Raw genomic sequence first — 18,327 nt, 5'->3', positions numbered from 1 at the left:
AAGGGATCACCATGACCGACTCGCTGCACATTGTTTGCCCGCATTGCCACACCACCAACCGCGTAAAAAGCGCCGATCTGGCCAACGCACCCGACTGCGGCGGTTGCCACAAGCCTTTGTTTGTAGCGCATTCGCTGGCGCTGGACGAGCGCCATTTTGACCGCCACATCAACCGCAGCCAGATTCCGGTGCTGGTCGATTTCTGGGCGCCCTGGTGCGGTCCATGTCGCCAGATGGCACCGGCGTTTGAGCAGGCCGCCGCTCAGTTGGAGCCCCAATTCCGGTTGGTGAAAGTCGATACCGAAGCGGCCAAAAATCTGGGTGCTCGCTTTAACATCCGCAGTATCCCGACGCTGGCATTGTTCGCCAATGGCCGCGAAGTGGCGCGCCAGGCCGGTGCCATGGGGGCTGCGGACATCGTGCGCTGGGCCCGGTCACAGCAGTTTTGACGGCGTTGCGTTCGTAACGGCGCAGTAACTTGGGTGGCTGTGACGCATTAGCATCTAGGCTTTCGCAAACCAGGCCCACGCCCCATGACCACCCAAATCCGCACCGAAACCATCGAACGTACTGAGCGACCCTGGGGCTGGTATGAGACGGTGTCCGAGGTGCCGGGCAACAAGATCAAACGCATCGGCATGTCGCCGGGGCAGCAACTCAGCCTGCAAAAGCACCACCGGCGCGCCGAGCATTGGGTGGTGGTGCAGGGTACGGCCACCATCACCGTGGGTGAACAGGTCCTGACGTTGGGGGTGGGCGGCCATGTCGACATTGCCGTGGGCACGGTTCACCGACTGGCCAACCTGACGGCCGAGCCGGTCGAAATTGTCGAAGTGCAGTTTGGCGACTACCTGGGCGAAGATGACATCGTTCGGCTCAGCGACGACTACGGTCGCGTCTGATTCCTATCCAAAACCAAAGAGACAAACAACATGAATACCAACGTATTGACGGACGGATTTCGCCTGCCCGAGGGCGCCGCGCCTGTGGCCTGTGTGGACATTGGCGGTACCAAAGTGGCGGTCAGCATTGCTGATGCGCAAGGGGTTCGGGGCCGCGTGGCTGAGCCCACCGCGAAAGAAGGCGCCTCTGACGCGCTGGCGTTGCAAATCATCCGCATGGTGGGGGAGAGTTGTGATGCGGCGGGTGTCGCGGTCGCCAGCCTGGCGGCCGTGGGCGTGTCGTCCTGCGGGCCGTTTGTGATGAACCAGGGCCTGGTGGAGCTGGCCGCGCCCAATATTTGCGGCGGCATGGCGGGCAAGGCCCGCGGTCTGCCCAACGACTGGAAAACGGCCTTGCTGGAGGCCCCCTTGCGTGCGGTGTTCCCCCATGTGCGGGTAGAAAACGATGGCATTGGCGCGCTGGAAGCCGAGCGCCGCTGGGGTGCTTTGCAAGACGGGGGTCAAGCGCTGGACCACTGCGCCTACCTCACCTGGAGCACCGGCATTGGCGTGGGCCTGTGTGTGGATGGTCGCGTGCTGCGCGGCAAGAACGGCAATGCGGGCCATGCCGGGCATCTGTTTGTGGTGGACAACGACGACGCCCTGTGCGGCTGCGGCAACGTGGGCGACGTGGAAGGCCTGATCGCCGGCAACGCCATACCGCGGCGCTTCGGTCATTTGGGTTACCCCGATGCTGCTACACTTTTTATAGCTGCTAGCGCAGGTGATACGGGGGCTGTGGCTATTGTGGATGAATTTTGCCGGATCATGGGGCGCACCCTCTACAACCTGATTGCGACGCTTGACTTGACGCGCATCAGTATCGGCGGCAGCGTCTTCTGGCATAACCGTGATTTTCTGCTGCCCAAATTGAAGGCGCAACTCAAAGGCAAGCTGCCGGCACTGACCGATGGTTGCGAGTTGGTCCCGGCCGGTCTGGGTGAGCGGGTGGGCGATTTTGGAGCTCTGGCGTTGGTGGCCTGAAGTAATTGAGGTCTCCTAGGGTAAGCACCGATACTCGGCGCTCTAAAATTAATTAACAATTAATTAATTCGATCGGCAAGGCGCCGACGCGAATTAACCCGTGTTTCGCGACCCGTTGTGGTCGCGGGGCTTAAAACTCAGGAGACAACATGTTGAAACTTTCAAAATTGGCTACGGCCGTTGCATTTGTGGTGGCTGGTTCAGCCGCCATGGCCGGTGAAGTCGAAGTGCTGCACTACTGGACATCCGGTGGTGAAGCCAAGTCGGTCGCTGAACTGAAAAAAATCATGGAAGCCAAGGGCCACGTCTGGAAAGACTTCGCCGTGGCGGGCGGCGGCGGCGACAACGCAGCCACTGTTCTCAAGAGCCGCGTCGTGTCCGGCAATCCGCCTGCTGCGGCCCAGATCAAGGGCCCTGCCATTCAGGAGTGGGCTTCTGAAGGCGTGCTGGCCAACCTCGACACCACGGCCAAGGCCGAGAAATGGGACAGCCTGCTGCCCAAGGTCGTCGCTGATGTCATGAAATACAAAGGCAACTACGTTGCCGCTCCCGTGAACGTGCACCGCGTGAACTGGATGTGGGCCAATGCGGCTGTGTTGAAGAAGGCTGGCGTGGCTGGCATGCCCAAGACATGGGACGAGTTCTTTGTCGCTGCTGAAAAAGTTAAAAAAGCCGGCCTGATTCCCGTGGCGCACGGTGGCCAGAACTGGCAGGACTTCACCACGTTCGAATCCGTGGTGTTGGGTGTGGGCGGTGCCAAGTTCTACAACGACGCGCTCGTGAAGCTGGACCAGAAGGCCCTGACCAGCCCCACCATGACCAAGTCGCTGGAGACTTTCCGCAAAGTCAAGGGTTACACCGACGCAGCCGCCCCTGGCCGCGACTGGAACCTGGCCACCGCCATGGTGATGCAAGAGAAGGCTGCCTTCCAATTCATGGGTGACTGGGCCAAGGGCGAGTTCATCGCTGCGGGCAAGGCGCCGGGCAAAGACTTCCTGTGCGCTGCTGCGCCTGGTACGGCCAATGCCTTCACTTTCAACGTGGACTCGTTTGCCATGTTCAAGCTCAAGGACGCCAGTGCTCAAAAGGCCCAGGGTGATCTGGCTGCTGCCATCATGGGCACCCAGTTCCAGGAAGTGTTCAACCTGAACAAGGGTTCCATCCCGGTTCGTCTGAACATGAGCATGGACAAGTTTGACGACTGCGCCAAGCTCTCCAGCAAAGACTTCGTGTCAACCGCCAAAACCGGTGGTCTGGTGCCTTCCGTGGCCCACGGCATGGCCATCGCGCCTGCGGCTGAAGGTGCGATCAAGGACGCTGTCAGCCAGTTCTGGAACGACGACAAGATCTCCATCGCTGACGGCGTGAAAAACATCGCCAAAGCGGCTGCGACCAAGTAAGTCGCTTCGTTTGCCCGCGGAGCGGATGGGATGCGTGCCGTCGTTCGTGTCCCCCGCCCTGCGGGCTCCTCCTTTACCTCACTTTGGCACGTATCCCACGCCTTCCGCTTGGGGTGGAAGTGTTTGCCATACGAGAGCAATGCGCATGAAGAACTTTGAAAATTTATTACCTAAGCTGGTGATTGCGCCGGGCTTTGTGCTCGGGTTTGCGTTCATCTACGGCTTCATGATCTGGAACGGCGTGTTGTCCGTGACCGGATCGCGCATGCTCCCCAATTACGAAGAATTCGTCGGCCTTGAACAATACGTTCGCCTGTGGGAGATGGACCGCTGGTTGGTAGCCCTGAAAAACCTGGGCATCTTCAGCTTGTTGTACGTCGGTGGCTCCATGATTCTGGGTATGGCCCTGGCCATTTTTCTCGATCAAAAAGTACGCGCCGAGGGCTTGCTGCGCACGGTGTACCTGTACCCCATGGCCCTGTCGTTCATTGTGACCGGCACTGCCTGGAAATGGATTTTGAACCCCAGCCTCGGGCTGGAAAAACTCATGCACGACCTGGGTTGGACCAGTTTTCACTTTGACTGGCTGGTGCAAAGCGAGACCGCCATTTACTGCGTGGTGATTGCCGGCATCTGGCAATCGGCCGGCTTTGCCATGGCCTTGTCCCTGGCCGGTTTGCGCGGTATTGACGACAGCATCATCAAGGCGGCGCAAATTGACGGCGCCTCGCTCCCGCGCATTTACTGGCGCATTATTTTGCCCATCTTGCGGCCTGTGGTGTTCTCGACCGTGCTGGTGCTGTCGCACCTGTCCATCAAGAGTTTCGACCTGGTGATGGCGCTGACCGCCGGTGGCCCTGGCTTCTCGTCCGATGTGCCCGCCACCTTCATGTACGTCATGAGCTTTACCCGCGGCCAGATTGGCCTGGGTGCGGCCAGCGCCACCATGATGCTGGCCACCGTGGCCGCCATCGTGGTCCCTTACCTCTACAGCGAGCTTCGCGCCAAACCCCATGATCGCTAAACACCTCCCCCGTATCGCCATCTACGGCATTTTGCTGGTGGCTGCCTTCTTCTTCCTGGCGCCGCTGTATGTGATGTTGGCCACCTCGTTCAAGGACGCCGAGCAGATTCGCTCCGGCAACCTGTTGAGTCTGCCCAACGCCATCAACTTCGAGTCCTGGGGCCTGGCCTGGTCCAGCGCCTGTACGGGTGTGGACTGCCGCGGCTTGCGCCCTTATTTCTGGAACTCGGTCATCATGGCCGTGCCCGCGGTGCTGATCTCGACCGCCTGGGGTGCCATCAACGGCTATGTGCTGAGCATGTGGAAATTCAAGGGCAGCGAAGTGCTGTTTGGTTTCATGCTGTTTGGCGTGTTCATGCCCTTCCAGGTGGTGCTGTTGCCGATGAGCCAGGTGCTCGGTTTTCTCGGCTTGTCGAGTTCCCTGACCGGGCTGGTGCTGGTGCACTGCATTGCCGGTCTGGCGGGTACCACGCTATTTTTCCGCAACTATTACACCGCCATTCCCAAAGAACTGGTGAATGCAGCGCGCATTGATGGGGCTGGTTTCTGGCGCATTTTCTTTCGCATTGTGGTGCCCATGTCGACGCCCATTTTGATGGTCACGCTGATCTGGCAGTTCACCAACATCTGGAATGACTTTTTGTTTGGTGTGGCCTTCAGCGGTGCCGACAGCAAGCCCATCACCGTGGGTCTGAACAACATGGCCAACACCTCCAGCAGCGTCAAGAGTTACAACGTCGACATGGCAGCGGCCGTGATCGCCGGTTTACCCACCATGCTGGTCTATGTGCTGGCCGGTCAATACTTTGTTAAAGGACTCACAGCTGGCGCTGTGAAAGGATAAAAAATCATGGCAGCTTCACTTCACATCGCAGGCATTCGCAAGGTCTTTGGCAAGGGCGACAAGGCCGTCGAGATTCTCAAGAAGATCGAAATTGACGTCGCCCCCGGCGAGTTTCTGATTCTGGTCGGCCCCTCGGGTTGCGGCAAGTCCACGCTGCTCAACATCATCGCGGGTCTGGAAGAACCCACTGAAGGCGAGTTGCGCATCAATGGCAAAGATGTCATTGGTGTGGCGCCCGCCCAGCGCGACATTGCCATGGTGTTCCAGAGCTACGCGCTGTACCCCACCATGAGCGTGGCCGACAACATTGGCTTTGCGCTGGAGATGCGCAAGGTGCCCAAGGACGTGCGCACCAAGCGCATTCACGAAGTGGCGGCCATGCTGCAAATCGAGCATTTGCTGGACCGCCGCCCGGCCCAGCTCTCGGGCGGGCAGCGTCAGCGTGTCGCCATGGGCCGCGCCCTGGCCCGTGACCCCCAGCTGTTTTTGTTTGACGAGCCCTTGAGCAATCTGGACGCCAAGCTGCGCGTGGAAATGCGCGCCGAAATCAAGCGCCTGCACCATCTGTCAGGCATCACCAGTGTGTATGTGACGCATGACCAGATCGAAGCCATGACGCTGGGCAGCCGCATCGCGGTCATGAAGGACGGCATTCTGCAGCAAATTGGCACGCCGGACGACATCTACCGCCGTCCCGTCAACACCTATGTGGCAGGTTTTATCGGTTCACCTAACATGAACTTCATCCCCGGCAAGATCGAGCAGACGGGTGAGAACGGCAAGTTTGTCTTTGCCGGGGGTTATCTCGATCTGATTTGCCCAGACGCCAAAGAAGTGACGCTGGGCCAGCGCCCCGAGCACATCCACCTGAGCCCTGACGCGCCCTGGCGCGGTGAAGTGGTGTTGGTGGAGCCCACGGGTGCAGATACCTATGTGGTGGTCAAGACCGGGGTGGGCCTGATGACCGTGCGCGTGGCGCCCAACTCAACCATGAAAGTGGGCGAACAGACGGGCCTTACGGTCAGCAGCAAGCACAACAACTGGTTCAACGCCCAGACTGGCGTGCGCATCGATCGCGCAGGCGCTTAAGGCGTGGGCGCCTGACGGCCGGCCATGAAGGCGTCAAAGTCCGGCGCCGACATGGGCCGTGCAAACAGGTAGCCTTGCGCGTAGTCGCAACCGGCCGCGGCCAGCAGGTCGAGCTGTTGTTGGGTTTCCACCCCTTCAGCCACCACTTTCATGCCCAGTTCATGGGCCATCACGATGATGGCCTTGCACAGGGCCAGGTCGGTGCAAGCCGGAACCAGGTGGTGCACAAAAGACTGGTCGATTTTGATGAAGTCAATGTCAAATTTTTGCAGGTACGACAGGGACGAATAACCGGTGCCAAAGTCGTCCAGCGATACCTGAATGCCCGCCTCACTCATGGCCAGCAGCAGGTTGGTCACGCGGGGGCTGGTGTCCAGCAGTAGCCCTTCGGTAATCTCCACCACAATACTGTCGCCGGACAGCCCCAAGGCTTGGAGGTGGGTGATCCAGGGTTCGTGGTCCGTCCCGTGGTGGTGAAACTGCACCGGTGATTTGTTGACGCTGATCTGAAACCGCGGGTCCAGCGCAGCCCGCCATGTTTTGACTTGCTGCGCAGCCTGGCGGAACACCCATTCACCAATGTCAACAATGAGGCCACTGGCTTCGGCAATCGGAATAAAAGCGGCCGGGCTGACCAGCCCACGGGTGGGGTGTTGCCAGCGAATCAGGGCCTCTGCCTTGTGCACGGCGCCGGTGGCAATTTCAACAATGGGCTGGTACACCAGGCGGAACTGATCGTCCGCGAGGGCGCTGCGCAGGTCATTGGCCAGGCGTACCCGGGTTTGGGCGGCCTCCTGCAGTGCGGGTGTGAAAAAGCTGAAACGGTTACGCCCCGCGCCCTTGGCCACATACAGCGCCTGGTCGGCGTTCTTGAAAAGCTCCTCGATCTCTGTGCCGTCGAGGGGGTACATGGTCACCCCGATGCTGGCCGAGACGAACACTTGCTCCGTGCCCAGCTGGAACGCGCCAGAGAGGGACTGCAGCAGGGTTTGCAAGATGCGTTCCATGCTGCTGGTGTCTGACAGCTCGGTCAGCAGCACCGTGAACTCGTCGCCTCCCATGCGGGCAACCGTGTCCACGTCACGCACACAGGCGTTGATGCGGTGGGCGGCGTCCACCAGCAGTTGGTCGCCGCTGGCATGGCCCAGGGTGTCGTTGACCTCCTTGAAGTGGTCCAGGTCAATGAACAGAATGGCGAGTTGCTGGCCTTCGCGTTTGGTCTTCTTGATCTCCTGCTCCAGCCGGTCGCGCAACATGTTGCGGTTGGGCAGACCGGTGAGCGCATCAAAGTGGGCTTGCTGCCAGATCAGTGTTTCGGAGTTTTTGCGCTCGGTGATGTCGGTGTGGGTGCCCGTCATGCGAAGCGGCTTGCCCTGGGCATCCCGGCTGATGACCATGCCTCTGGTCAGCACCCATTTCCAGCTGCCGTCCATGCAGCGCACGCGGTGTTCGTTCACGTAGGTGGGCGTGAGGCCATCAAAATGGGCCTGGCGGTCTTTGATCAACTGCGCCATGTCCTCAGGGTGAGTGCGTGCGTCCAGCTCGTCGGAGCGGTTGCGCATGTCACTTTCGTTCAGGCCGTACATCTCCAGCAGGCGTTTTGAGAAGTGCTCCTCACCGGACGGGATGTTCCAGTCCCACACACCGTCGCCGGTACTGTCCAGGGCCAGCTTCCAGCGCTCTTCGTTCTCCCGCAGCGCGGTCTCGGCCCGGACGTAGTCCGACACGTCGGCAAAGGTCCGCACCATGCCGCCGTCGGGCAAGATCTTTGACTTGACCTCCAGCGTGCGTCCGGCGGGCGTGACGCGCATGTAGTGGGCAGGCACCGTGCCTTTGCCACCTGACAACACGTAGGCGCGGGCGTTGGCCGCCACCTGTGTGGCATGGGGCCCGAAGTCGCCGCGCTGGTACAGGAACTGGTTCAGTTCGGCCAGTGTGGGGCGTGTCTCCAGCAAGCTGGCAGGCAAGTCCAGCAGCTCGCAGACGCGGGGATTGAAGGTGTTGACCCGGGTGTCGGCGTCAAACACGAAGATGCCCTGACTGATGTTGGCCAGTGTGGTTTGAAGGAGATGGGATTTTTCTTGTAGCTGGTCATTGAGCTCACGCAAGGCCAATTCGGTTTTCTTGCGATCCGTGATGTCGGTGTGGGTGCCAATCATGCGCACGGCGCGGCCCTGTTCGTCGCGCACAATCATCATGATGCGCGCCAGAATCCATTTCCAGGATCCGTTTTTGCAGCGCATGCGCAGTTCCACCGAGTTGATCGCCGTGTCGCCCTTCTGATACGCCAGCGAGACTTTGCGCATCTCGGGTAAGTCATCAGGGTGGACGCGCCCGGTAAATTCCAGCGAACTTGTGCCGATTTCTCCGACCGAGTAGCCCAACATCTCCTTCCAGCTCCTGGAGTAGATTTGTTCCCGGGTCGTCATGTTCAAGTCCCAGACGCCTTCGCCTGCGCTTTCCCAGGCCAGTTTCCAGGGGCTGGCGTCATCGGGAGTGTTGAGAATATCCATCTGTTTCAATCTCTCAGGGGCAAACTCAGCCGCACGCGCAGGCCATGGGGTTGCACGGCCAGGGCTGTGGCGCTGCCGTCATGGCGATGCGCAATTTCCGCCACAATGGCCAGCCCCAGGCCGCAGCCCCCGGGCAGTTCGCTGGCACGCCAGAAGCGCTCAAACACGTGGTTCAGTTCGGCCTGCGTCAGGCCCGGGCCGTTGTCCTCGACCTCTATAAAGGCCCGGTCGCCAAAGCGCATCACGCGCAGCGTGACCACGCTGCCCCGGCCCGCGTAGAGCAGGGCGTTGTCCAGCAGGTTGCTCAGTGCCTCACGCAGCAGCAGCTTTTCGCCGTCCACCAGCACGCTGTCTTCGCCTTCGTAGCCCAGGTCGACCCCGGCCGTGAGCGCCCGCGGGGTCCACTCCCTCGCCACATCGCGCGCCAGGGCGGCGGCGTCGAGCGTTTGCAGGCGCACATCGGCCTCGTTGCGGGCCAGTGACAACAGTTGGTGCACCAGGTGCGCGCTGCGCCGGGCACCGGCCAGTACCTTGGCCAGACGACCCTGCAGTGCCTGGGGGTCCGTCTCCTGCAGGGCCAGCTCGGTCTGGCTGATCAGGCCTGCCAGCGGGGTGCGCAGCTGGTGGGCGGCGTCATTGAGAAAGCGCTTTTCCTGTCCCAGGCTGCGGCGCACGGCAGCGAGCAGCTGGTTGACGGCACCGGCCAGCGCGTGGACCTCCTGGGGGGCCTGCGTCATCTCGATGGGGGAGAGTGCGGACAGGCTGTGTTCGCGCCGGTGACCCAGCTGGGCCTGCAGCCGGGTGAGCGGGCTCAACCCGCGTGAAATGCCGCCATAGACCAGCACGCTCAGCACGGCGCCCAGCATCAGCAGCGGCACCAGCATGTCGGCCACCAGTTCCGCGGTGATGCGTTTTTGGACCGCCAGGCTTTTGGCCACCTGCACGCGCAGGAGCTGGGGTGCATCCGTCTCGCCATAGTTGACATCCAGCAAGGCCACGCGCATGGGTTTGCCTTCTACCGTGACGTTGTACAGCAGGGGCTCACCCGTGATGGGGGGAAGGTTCATGACCGGGCCGGGCAGCTTGCCGTTGCCCAGCAAAAAGCTGCCTGGCGGCGACGACACCATGTAACTGACCCGGTCCTTGGGGTCCTGTTCAATGATGTCTTGTGCCGCGCGCGGAAAATCAATCAACAGCCCCGAACCCACCGGTTTGACCTGGCGCGCCAGTGACAGCACGGACTGGGTCAACGACTGGTCAATGCCTTTCTCGGCATAACGCAAGGCAATGCGGTAGGTGAGGGCGCCGCCTACCAGCCAGAGCACGAGTTGGGGCAACAAAAGCCAGAGCAAGAGTTGCCGCTTGAGTGACAAGCCGTGTTCTGGCGAAGGAAAGGTGGCCTGGGTCAGGCCTGTGCCCGTCTCAGGGTCCGACCGCTTCATGGGGTCGTGGATTCCAGCATATAGCCCAGGCCGCGCACGTTGCGGATGTTCAGCCCCGAGTCGTCGAGCTTGCGACGCAAGCGGTGGATATAGACCTCCAGCGCGTTCGATCCCGTGCCGCTCGTGGCACCCACGCCGTCGCCAGGGACCGATTGCCAGACCTCCAGCACGTCTTCCCGGCTGATGACCTGGCCCGCATTGGAGACCAGAAGCGAGAGCAAGGCCCATTCGCGTTGCGTCAACTCCATGGGTTCTTCGCCTAGCCAGGCCAGGGGCAGGCTGGCATCCACCCGCAGGCGTTTGGCGTGGTCGGACGCCAGCTCCAGCGAGCCACCGAAGGCGGGCAGGCGGGCGCGGCGCAACATGGCGCCCAGGCGGGCCTGTAGCTCGGCCATATTGAAGGGTTTGGTCAGGTAGTCGTCGGCGCCGGCGTTGAGGCCCTGCACCCGGTCTTCCACGCCGTCCCGCGCGGTCAGGATCAGTACTGGTAGCGCGGGCAGGCGCAGTCGGATCCAGCGCAGCACATCCAGCCCGCTCACTTTGGGCAGGCCAAGGTCGAGAATCACGCCGTCAAAGCGGTTCGATTCCAACAGGGTTTGCGCCATGGCGCCATCGCTCGCCAGCGTGACCGAGTGGCCCGCCTGGACCAGCTGGGCGCTCAGGCCGTCACGCAGTAATTCGTCGTCTTCAACAATCAGTAAGCTGGGCATGGCAGGAGCATAACAAGCAACGGCGGGGCTACCGGCTGGCCCGCACGGCCTCCACCCGGGCCAAATGAATGAGTTCACCTACTTTTTTGCCGTTGGCCCCCGTCTGTAGTGCGGAGCTAGCTATTAAATGTGTAGCAACTGATTGCGCTGCCACCAGCGCCGCCAGCAAGCGCGGACTTTGCGGGTAGGGTGCCTCGGCATGGCCCAGACGCCCGCGGGCATCACATTCGCAGGCCAGCAGAATGTCGGCAAAACGGGGGGGCTTGCGAAAGGCATCACAGCGCTCCAGCAGGCGCACCACCGCGGCGGCATTCAGGTCCGCGCTGCGGTGGATGTTGCCGTGCTCGCGCGCCACCACATCGGCCAGTTCACGGCACTCAGTGGGCAGGCGCAGCCGGTCGCAAATGCCTTTGAGCAGGCGGGCACTGCGCTCTTCATGGCCAATGTGGCGCGGCAGCACCTCGGGCGCGGTGGTGCCTTTGCCCAAGTCGTGAAACAGGCAGGCCACCCGCACCGGGAGCGATGCCTGCAGGCGCGCGCTCATGTCCAGCACCATCATCAGGTGCCGTCCGGTGTCAATTTCGGGGTGGTACTCGGCGCGCTGTGGCACGCCCCACAGCTGGTTGACCTCAGGCAGCAGGCGCACCAGGGCGCCACAGTCCCGCAACACCTCGAACATGCGCGACGGGGTGTTCTCCATCAGGCCTTTGGCCAACTCCTGCCACACACGCTCGGCCACCAAGTGGTCGGCTTCACCGCCATCCACCATCTCGGTCATGAGTTGCAGGGTCTCCGGTGCCACGGTGAAGTCGGCAAAACGCGCGGCAAAGCGGGCCACGCGCAGGATGCGCACCGGGTCTTCACGGAAGGAGTCGGTGACGTGGCGGAACACCTTGTCAGTCAGGTCCCGGCGGCCGCCATAGGGATCGACAAACTCGGCGTTATTTATATCAAATTGGCCTGTAGCCCCCGTGGAATGTGCGGAGACAGCTATTGAATTGATAGTGATATCGCGTCGGGCCAGATCGTCTTCCAGCGTCACGTCAGGGGCGGCATGGATGGCAAAGCCGTGGTAGCCGGGTGCCGTTTTGCGTTCGGTGCGGGCCAGGGCATATTCTTCTTTGGTCTTGGGGTGCAGGAACACCGGAAAGTCTTTGCCCACGGGTAAAAAACCCTGGGCGAGCAGCGCCTCGGGCGTGGCGCCCACCACCACCCAGTCCCGGTCTTTCACGGGCAATCCCAACAGCGCGTCCCGGACCGCGCCACCCACCATGTAAATTTGCATGGTGGGCAGTTTACTGAAACCTTAGTTCCTCCGTCCTTCAAGGCTTCAGGCGGTAGGGCTCTTCGAAGTCGCGGAAATCCTTTTCTGCCAAGGCGCCATCCATCCACGCCTTCACGCCTGGCAGCGCACAGACACGCGCCACGTAATCGGCAATGGCCGGTGGCACGGGCAAGGCATAGGTTGTGAGGCGCATGCAGACCGGGGCGAAATACGCATCAGCCACAGAAAACTCGCCAAACAGCATCGGCCCACCGTGCTGCGCCAACAGTTCTTGCCACATCGCCACCAGTCGTGCCACATCGGCGCGCACCGCGGGTTTGTCGCGCCAGATCAGGGCGCCCGTGTCGGCCAGCGAGGCCTCGATGTTCATCGGGCAGTTGCCGCGCAGGCCGGTGAAGCCCGCGTGCATCTCGGCACACACGCTGCGGGCCCGCGCACGGGCCGCCTTGTCGCGCGGCCACAGGCGTTTGTTGGGGAATTGCTCGGCCACGTACTCGGCAATGGCCAGCGTGTCCCACACCACCAGGTCACCGTCCACCAGCACCGGCACCTTGCCAGTGGGGGTGACGGCATCCACGGCGCTTCGGAAGGTGGAGCCGGCGGCGAAGGAGTCAAAGCGGACCATGACTTCGTCAAAGTCAATGCCGGCCTGTGTCAACAGCACCCAGGGGCGCATGGACCAGGAAGAGTAGTTTTTGTTACCGATGTAGAGCTTGAGCATGTAGTCCTCCAAAAACTCCATGCTAGCGGTTCAGACCGCCGTGATTGATGAAATCGCCGCGCGGATTTGATGCGTGGGCCGACACCAGAGCCCGGGCCCGGACGACGCGGGGATAATCCGGCTCACATTAAAGGGAGTATCTGGATGAGCGCAATGTTGAAAAGTGCGGCTGTCGCACTGGCGGTGGTAACAGTTTTGGTGAGCAGCGGCTGCGCGGTCATTGCGGTGGCCGACGCGGTGGTCACCACGGCGGCCGTCGTGGTCAAGACCGGCGTCAAGGCGACCGGCGCTGTGATCGGCGCCGTGATCCCGGACTGATGTCAGGGCAGGTCGCGGTTCACTTCCGTTGCTGTCGCATCACGCGGTCCGACCATGCCCAAGCGGGTTTTCAGTGACTGCGGTTGCCCGGTGATGAGGGCTGCGTAGTTGGTCGTGTTGGACAGCACTTTCTTCACGTAATCGCGCGTCTCATTGAAGGGTACGTTCTCCGCCCAGATGGCTGCTTCCAGCACCGGCCCACCGGTCTGGCCACGCCAGCTGCGGGGGCGGCCGGGACCGGCGTTGTAGGCCGCCGCCGCCATGGGCATGGAGCCTGCAAAGTCGTCCAGCACCAGCTTGAGGTAGCCGGTGCCAATGGCGATGTTGGTGTCCCGGTCATTGATCTGATGCGGTTTGAAGTCGGTCATGCCGATTTTCTTGGCCGTCCAGCTGGCGGTGGGCGGCATGACCTGCATCAGGCCGGAGGCGCCCACGCCGGAGCGGGCGTCCATGATGAAGCGGCTTTCCTGCCGGATCAGGCCGTACACATAAGCGGGGTCCAGCCCGATCTGGTTGGCACGCTGGACAACGGCGTTTTTGTGCGGCATGGGAAACCGCTGCGCAAAGTCAATCACGTTTTTGGTGCGCTCGCTGGTGTTGATGCAGCGGTCCCACACCTGGTGCTGGCAGGCCAGATCGGCCGCAGCCAGCAGTTCGCGGTCACTCATGCCGCCGTTTTGGTGCAGGTTGGTGGCGTAGTTCCACTCACGCACGCCTTCGCTGCGCAGACCCACTTGTATGGCGTACAGGCTGCGGGCGAGCGCGGGGTTTTGGACGGCGTTGGTTTTTTCCTCCACGGTCAGGGGCTCCGGCGAGGCGGGCGTGGTGATGCGCAGGCCCAGTTCTTCCAGGGCCAGTTGCTCGTAAAAACCACGCACGCTGGCAATGCCTTCCAGCAGGCGGCGCGCCTCGGCTCGCTCGGTTTCGCCTTTGGCCAGCTTCAACAGTGCGCGCGCACGCCAATACACCCAGGTGCTGTCCTTTTGCTGGGTTTCGCTCATGGCGGCGATGCTGCTGGCGACTTGCTCCCAGTCGCCGGCGCGCAGCATGGCGCGGGCTTTCCAGGCCAGCTGGTCGTCATGCATGAATTGGTCTTGCTGCCCTTTCAGGAAATAGCCTACCGCGCGGTCTGACAGGCGCATGGCGGAGCGCTTGCCAATGACGCCCCAGATCCAGCTGCGTTCTTCTTGCGTGAGCTGGGTTTTCCAGCGCAGTTTGTCCACTTCAATGGCGGCGGCATCGGGGTCTTTCACGGCCAGGCGGATCAGGGCCAACGTGACCAGTTCCTTGCTGCGTGAGCGCAAGGCCAGCAACTTGCCTTCCAGGTATTGCTCGGGCGCGGCATAAATAGCGCTGGCCGTGTTGGCCCATTCCGAGTCCAGCAAGCCCACGGCCTGGGTGGCCACGCGTTGGCTGTCGTTCTCCATGCCCAGGCGGGCACGCAGCCAGATGGTGTGGGGTTTGAGTTTGCCTGCCTTGACTTGTTGGTCTGCCGCGGCGGCACAACCTTCGTCGGCGTCTTTTTGCGCGAGCCACAAGGTCTCGACCTGGCGCGCCACGTCGACGTCGCGGGGTTTGTCGCCTGCCAGCAGGGCATAGCATTTGAGGGAGCGGTCGTCCTTCATGCGGAAATTGGCGTACTCCGCCATGAAGGTGCCCCAATCACGGCGCTGGCCCAGCAATTGCAGCCATTCATTGCGCAGTCGGTCTTCCTGGTAGGTGCCGGCGTAACGGGTGAAAAAGTCCTGTACCTCACCCGGCGAGGCGGTGTCGAGCCGGGCCTTGAGTTCCCAGTAGGCCGCCCAAGGCTCGAGTGCGTTGCCGCGTACCTGGGGCAACAGGGCGGTCAGGCGCTTGCGGTCGCCCTTTTTGAAGGCCTGGTTCATTTCCAGAACTGTTTCGTCGGACGGGCTCTTGGCGCCAGTGCGCGACTGGGCGTGCGCCGGAAGCGTGGCGGAAATGGCGAGTGACCCCAGCAGGGAAATCGATGTCAAAATGGTGTGAAACTGCATGTGGGGATTATGGATAATTCTGACGAAAAAAGGGCTCTTGAAAAAAAGGCCCTGCGCAAGCTTCTCATTGAACAACGTCTTAACCTCCCGGATCGTTCGCAACGCGCTGATCTTTTGCAGCGTGTGATGCGAATCTGGTTGGTGGGCCGACCGGATGCCGTGATTGGGGCCTATTGGCCCATCAAGGGCGAATTTGACCCACTACCCGCCTTGCATCGCTGGAAGGAAGACGGCGAACTGATTGACCAACCGCAGCCTAGACGCATTGGACTGCCGGTGGTCGACAAAGTTCACAAAACCATGACTTTTCATGCGTGGTACCCCGGCTGCCCCATGGAAGAGGATGCCTACGGCATTCCCAAGCCCAAAGACACCGAGGTGATCATGCCCACGCTGCTGTTTGTGGCGTGTGTGGGTTACGCCCCGGGCGGCTACCGGCTGGGTTATGGCGGTGGTTTTTATGACCGCATGCTGGCGACGCTGGAGCCGCGTCCGCTGACGGTGGGGCTGGGTTTTTCCAACGGGTTCCTGCCCGACTTTGAGCCGCAGTCCCACGACATGCCGCTGGATGCCATCCTGAACGACAACGGCGTGGTCTGGCCGGTCTAGTTCGGTCTGGCGTTCAGTCCAGCCCGTCCATGGTGTCCGGGTCGGGCACATCCCCAATGGCCACGCGGGTTAACGCGGCCTGCGCCTGCAGCCAGGTGCAAAACGCCACAATTTCAGGCCGGGCTGCCGAGCGTGGCCCGACGATCAGCCAGTACACCATTGGTGATTCCAGCCGCATGCCGGGCAAGACTTCGACCAGGTCGCCCGAGGCCAGGCTGTCGGCCACGAGCGGCATGCGCGCCAGCGCCACGCCTTGACCCGTGAGTGCGGCTTGTGCAATCTGGTGCGCGTAGTTGAAATACAGCCAGCGCTTGGGCTCCAGCTTGGTGATGTGGTTTTCGTCCAGCCAGCGCCGCCAGGTCAGCCATTCCAGATTCTGCGTGCGGTGCGCGTCGCTGGCTTCAATTAAACCAAACTGTGCCAGATCAGCACCCTTGTGGAGCGCCGGTCCGCTCTTGAGCAGCCAGGGGCTGGCCACGGGTGTGAGTTGCTCGCCAAACAGGCGAATGGCATGGGCGGGTGCCTGGGCTGTCCGTGCGTAGCGCAGCGCCACGTCCACGTCGGCCGTTTCCAGGTCCACTGGCACGTCGCTGGCATCAATGCGAATGTCGATGTCCGGGTGCTCACTTTGAAACGCCTCCAGCCGGGGAATGAGCCACATGGACGCAAAGGAGGCCCAGGTGGTGATCGTCACGCTTTTGCGCCCGGTACTGCGCCGGATTTGTCGCACCGCCCCGTCCAGCCGCTCCAGTGAGGGCATCACGGCGCGCAACAACTGGGCGCCTGCGCTGGTGAGTTCGACGGCCCGCGTGTGGCGCAAAAACAGGCTGACACCCACTTCGTCTTCCATGGACTGAATCTGGCGGCTCACCGCGCTTTGGGTGAGCGACAGTTCTTCGGACGCAGCCCGAAAGTTGAGGTGGCGTGCCACCGCCTCAAACGCCCGCAAGTGGCCCACCGAAATGGGACGGGTGCGCAGATGGTTGTCGGAGGGGTGCATGAGCAAGGGTCGAGTTGAATTGATTGATGCGATAACGGTATGAATAGCTTACCCCGATTTCATTGGACCCATCTGCTTGTTGCGGCGATCATTCATGCCAATCCAACGAAATCAGGAGCTGTCATGAATTCACTGTTAAAGCGTAATGCGCATCAATCTGTTCGCAATTCCGTTGCCTCGCGTTGCCAGATGCTGGCGCCCGGACAAGCGCTCACCCTCCAGGCGCAGCAGGCGGGTTGGCTGCGCGTGAGCGACGGCCGGGTGTGGGTCACGTTGGAGGGGCCACATGCGGGGCCTGCCAATGACCGGGGCGACTGGTTTTTGACTGCCGGTGATGAACTGGCCTTGTTGGCGGGCCAGCGGGTCGTGATGGAGTCCAGCGGTGCGACCGCCAACTTGTCTGCCGGCTATGAATGGGTGCCCGCGGCGGTGGGTGTGGGCGCGTTTGCAGAACTGAGCCAGGCATTGGGTCTGGTGGCTCGCGCCGCCAAACGGCTTATGGCCGAGTGTTTCGGCGTGCGGCAGAAGTCTTCGGCTTCTTGCCAGCTGCGGCTGCTGTCGTAGCAGGCCGCTTGGGTTTGGTTTTGGCCGGGGTTTGCCTGGCTTTCAAGGCGCATTCCAGCGCCAGCCGAGCCCAAGGCGCCATGGCGTCAGGTGACTCCATGGCCTCATCCGGCACGCTGTAGTAGTTCATGCCCCGGGTGACTGGCACGCCGTCTTTGGTCGAGGTGTAGGTGAACCGCGCACACCCGGCCGCTTCCCTCTGGCTGCGGCTGGGGTCGTCGGCTTTCAGCCACAGCTTGTCGCCCGAGCCCAGGTCCGCAATGATCGCAATCGTCAACCCGCCGGTGCTGATGCCCCAGCCGCCGAACATCTTCTTGGGCGTGCAAGCGCCTGTGCTGGCCAGCAGTTCGCAGCAGTAGTCGGCAAAGTCACGGGTGGCGGTCATGGGGGATTATGGAGTTGAGGGGCGTCGAGGCATTGGACAGGGTTGCTTTATTGAGTTAGCAGCTTAAATCAGGTGGAGACTAAGTTGACGCGCGCCGAAACCCTAGAGGCTGTGAGTGGAGCAAAAGGAGGGAGTGAAGCTGCAACGGATCAAGGGTGAATCGGCTGCTAATAGGAGCCTGCTAGCTCCATGAGTTGTTCATGAATGGAATTTATCAGCACCAACTTGCGCGGAGGCTAAAAAGCGTGCCATAATTGAGGGCTTCGCTACTGACACTTGATAAAAGTGTGGTGGCAAGAGCAGAGGCTGATTCAAGAGTTGGCTGATGCGGGTTTTGAGACTTTTGTGTTTTGGGATTTCGAAGAAATTTGGAGATGGAAAAAGTTAAAAAACTTTGATAACGCAGTCAAAAGCGTGTCATAATTCAAGGCTTCGCTGATCACAGTGAAGCGAGAAAAGCGAGACGAAAGTCGAGTTTTTGATCAT

The 18,327-nt window shown here is 61.5% G+C and carries 18 protein-coding genes; 10 read left to right on the top strand and 8 right to left on the bottom strand.

The window, feature by feature from the left end; all coding sequences use genetic code 11:
• The first annotated feature begins 11 nt into the window (after nucleotides 1-11).
• The 7 genes from trxC (at nucleotide 12) to AC097N_RS17950 (ending at nucleotide 6,282) form a co-directional block, all read left to right on the top strand.
• Nucleotides 12-449 carry a thioredoxin TrxC gene (gene trxC, locus AC097N_RS17980; RefSeq protein WP_479583440.1) on the top strand — a complete coding sequence of 146 codons (438 nt, stop codon included), beginning with the start codon at nucleotides 12-14 and terminating at the stop codon, nucleotides 447-449.
• 84 nt (nucleotides 450-533) lie between these two features.
• Nucleotides 534-902, top strand: a complete 369-nt coding sequence (locus AC097N_RS17975) for a phosphomannose isomerase type II C-terminal cupin domain (protein ID WP_479583439.1) — start codon at nucleotides 534-536, stop codon at nucleotides 900-902.
• A gap of 30 nt (nucleotides 903-932) precedes the next feature.
• Nucleotides 933-1,925, top strand: coding sequence for an ROK family protein (locus AC097N_RS17970; protein ID WP_479583438.1), 993 nt, complete (start codon nucleotides 933-935; stop codon nucleotides 1,923-1,925).
• A gap of 149 nt (nucleotides 1,926-2,074) precedes the next feature.
• Nucleotides 2,075-3,325, top strand: a complete 1,251-nt coding sequence (locus tag AC097N_RS17965) for an ABC transporter substrate-binding protein (RefSeq protein WP_479583437.1) — start codon at nucleotides 2,075-2,077, stop codon at nucleotides 3,323-3,325.
• Nucleotides 3,326-3,464: 139 nt separating this feature from the next.
• The gene (locus AC097N_RS17960; protein WP_479583436.1) at nucleotides 3,465-4,349 is read left to right on the top strand and encodes a carbohydrate ABC transporter permease; all 885 of its coding nucleotides are present in this window, start codon (nucleotides 3,465-3,467) and stop codon (nucleotides 4,347-4,349) included.
• On the top strand, nucleotides 4,339-5,193 hold the full coding sequence (locus tag AC097N_RS17955) for a carbohydrate ABC transporter permease (protein ID WP_479583435.1): 855 nt from the start codon (nucleotides 4,339-4,341) through the stop codon (nucleotides 5,191-5,193). The genes AC097N_RS17960 and AC097N_RS17955 overlap by 11 nt, the downstream gene beginning before the upstream one ends.
• Nucleotides 5,194-5,199: 6 nt before the next feature.
• Nucleotides 5,200-6,282, top strand: a complete 1,083-nt coding sequence (locus AC097N_RS17950) for an ABC transporter ATP-binding protein (protein WP_479583434.1) — start codon at nucleotides 5,200-5,202, stop codon at nucleotides 6,280-6,282.
• Here AC097N_RS17950 and AC097N_RS17945 read toward each other — a convergent pair.
• From AC097N_RS17945 to AC097N_RS17925, 5 genes are read right to left on the bottom strand one after another with little or no spacing between them, the layout of a single operon-like run.
• Nucleotides 6,279-8,795: a sensor domain-containing protein gene (locus tag AC097N_RS17945; protein WP_479583433.1), complete on the bottom strand. Its 2,517-nt coding sequence runs from the start codon at nucleotides 8,793-8,795 to the stop codon at nucleotides 6,279-6,281. The genes AC097N_RS17950 and AC097N_RS17945 overlap by 4 nt on opposite strands.
• A gap of 5 nt (nucleotides 8,796-8,800) precedes the next feature.
• Complete coding sequence (locus tag AC097N_RS17940; protein ID WP_479583432.1) at nucleotides 8,801-10,237, bottom strand: sensor histidine kinase; 1,437 nt, start codon at nucleotides 10,235-10,237, stop codon at nucleotides 8,801-8,803.
• Entirely contained in the window at nucleotides 10,234-10,947 is a 714-nt protein-coding gene (locus tag AC097N_RS17935; RefSeq protein ID WP_479583431.1) for a response regulator transcription factor, read from the bottom strand. Before AC097N_RS17935 ends, AC097N_RS17940 begins: the two co-directional genes overlap by 4 nt.
• Before the next feature lie 28 nt (nucleotides 10,948-10,975).
• Nucleotides 10,976-12,232: a multifunctional CCA addition/repair protein gene (locus tag AC097N_RS17930; protein WP_479583430.1), complete on the bottom strand. Its 1,257-nt coding sequence runs from the start codon at nucleotides 12,230-12,232 to the stop codon at nucleotides 10,976-10,978.
• Between the two features lie 37 nt (nucleotides 12,233-12,269).
• Entirely contained in the window at nucleotides 12,270-12,953 is a 684-nt protein-coding gene (locus AC097N_RS17925) for a glutathione S-transferase family protein (RefSeq protein ID WP_479583500.1), read from the bottom strand.
• 144 nt (nucleotides 12,954-13,097) lie between these two features.
• On the opposite strand from AC097N_RS17925, the gene AC097N_RS17920 reads away from it, so the two are divergent.
• Entirely contained in the window at nucleotides 13,098-13,271 is a 174-nt protein-coding gene (locus tag AC097N_RS17920) for a hypothetical protein (protein ID WP_479583429.1), read from the top strand.
• Between the two features lie 2 nt (nucleotides 13,272-13,273).
• Here AC097N_RS17920 and AC097N_RS17915 read toward each other — a convergent pair whose 3' ends face one another.
• Nucleotides 13,274-15,283 (bottom strand): lytic transglycosylase domain-containing protein, encoded by a 2,010-nt coding sequence (locus AC097N_RS17915; RefSeq protein ID WP_479583428.1) that lies wholly within the window; start codon nucleotides 15,281-15,283, stop codon nucleotides 13,274-13,276.
• A gap of 9 nt (nucleotides 15,284-15,292) precedes the next feature.
• Here AC097N_RS17915 and AC097N_RS17910 point away from each other — a divergent pair, with 9 nt between their 5' ends.
• Nucleotides 15,293-15,892, top strand: coding sequence for a 5-formyltetrahydrofolate cyclo-ligase (locus tag AC097N_RS17910; protein ID WP_479583427.1), 600 nt, complete (start codon nucleotides 15,293-15,295; stop codon nucleotides 15,890-15,892).
• Between the two features lie 13 nt (nucleotides 15,893-15,905).
• Here the strand turns inward: AC097N_RS17910 and AC097N_RS17905 are convergent, their stop codons facing one another.
• Nucleotides 15,906-16,892 (bottom strand): LysR substrate-binding domain-containing protein, encoded by a 987-nt coding sequence (locus AC097N_RS17905; protein ID WP_479583426.1) that lies wholly within the window; start codon nucleotides 16,890-16,892, stop codon nucleotides 15,906-15,908.
• Nucleotides 16,893-17,015: 123 nt separating this feature from the next.
• Between AC097N_RS17905 and AC097N_RS17900 the strand changes: the two genes are divergently transcribed.
• Entirely contained in the window at nucleotides 17,016-17,456 is a 441-nt protein-coding gene (locus tag AC097N_RS17900; RefSeq protein WP_479583425.1) for a DUF2917 domain-containing protein, read from the top strand.
• Here the strand turns inward: AC097N_RS17900 and AC097N_RS17895 are convergent.
• Complete coding sequence (locus tag AC097N_RS17895; protein WP_479583424.1) at nucleotides 17,389-17,841, bottom strand: TfoX/Sxy family protein; 453 nt, start codon at nucleotides 17,839-17,841, stop codon at nucleotides 17,389-17,391. The genes AC097N_RS17900 and AC097N_RS17895 overlap by 68 nt on opposite strands.
• Nucleotides 17,842-18,327 lie beyond the last annotated feature (486 nt).

Source organism: Rhodoferax sp. LS1R11 (assembly GCF_056521395.1).
Note: the sequence above shows the minus strand (reverse complement) of the source record. Positions and strands in the feature narration are given on the sequence as shown.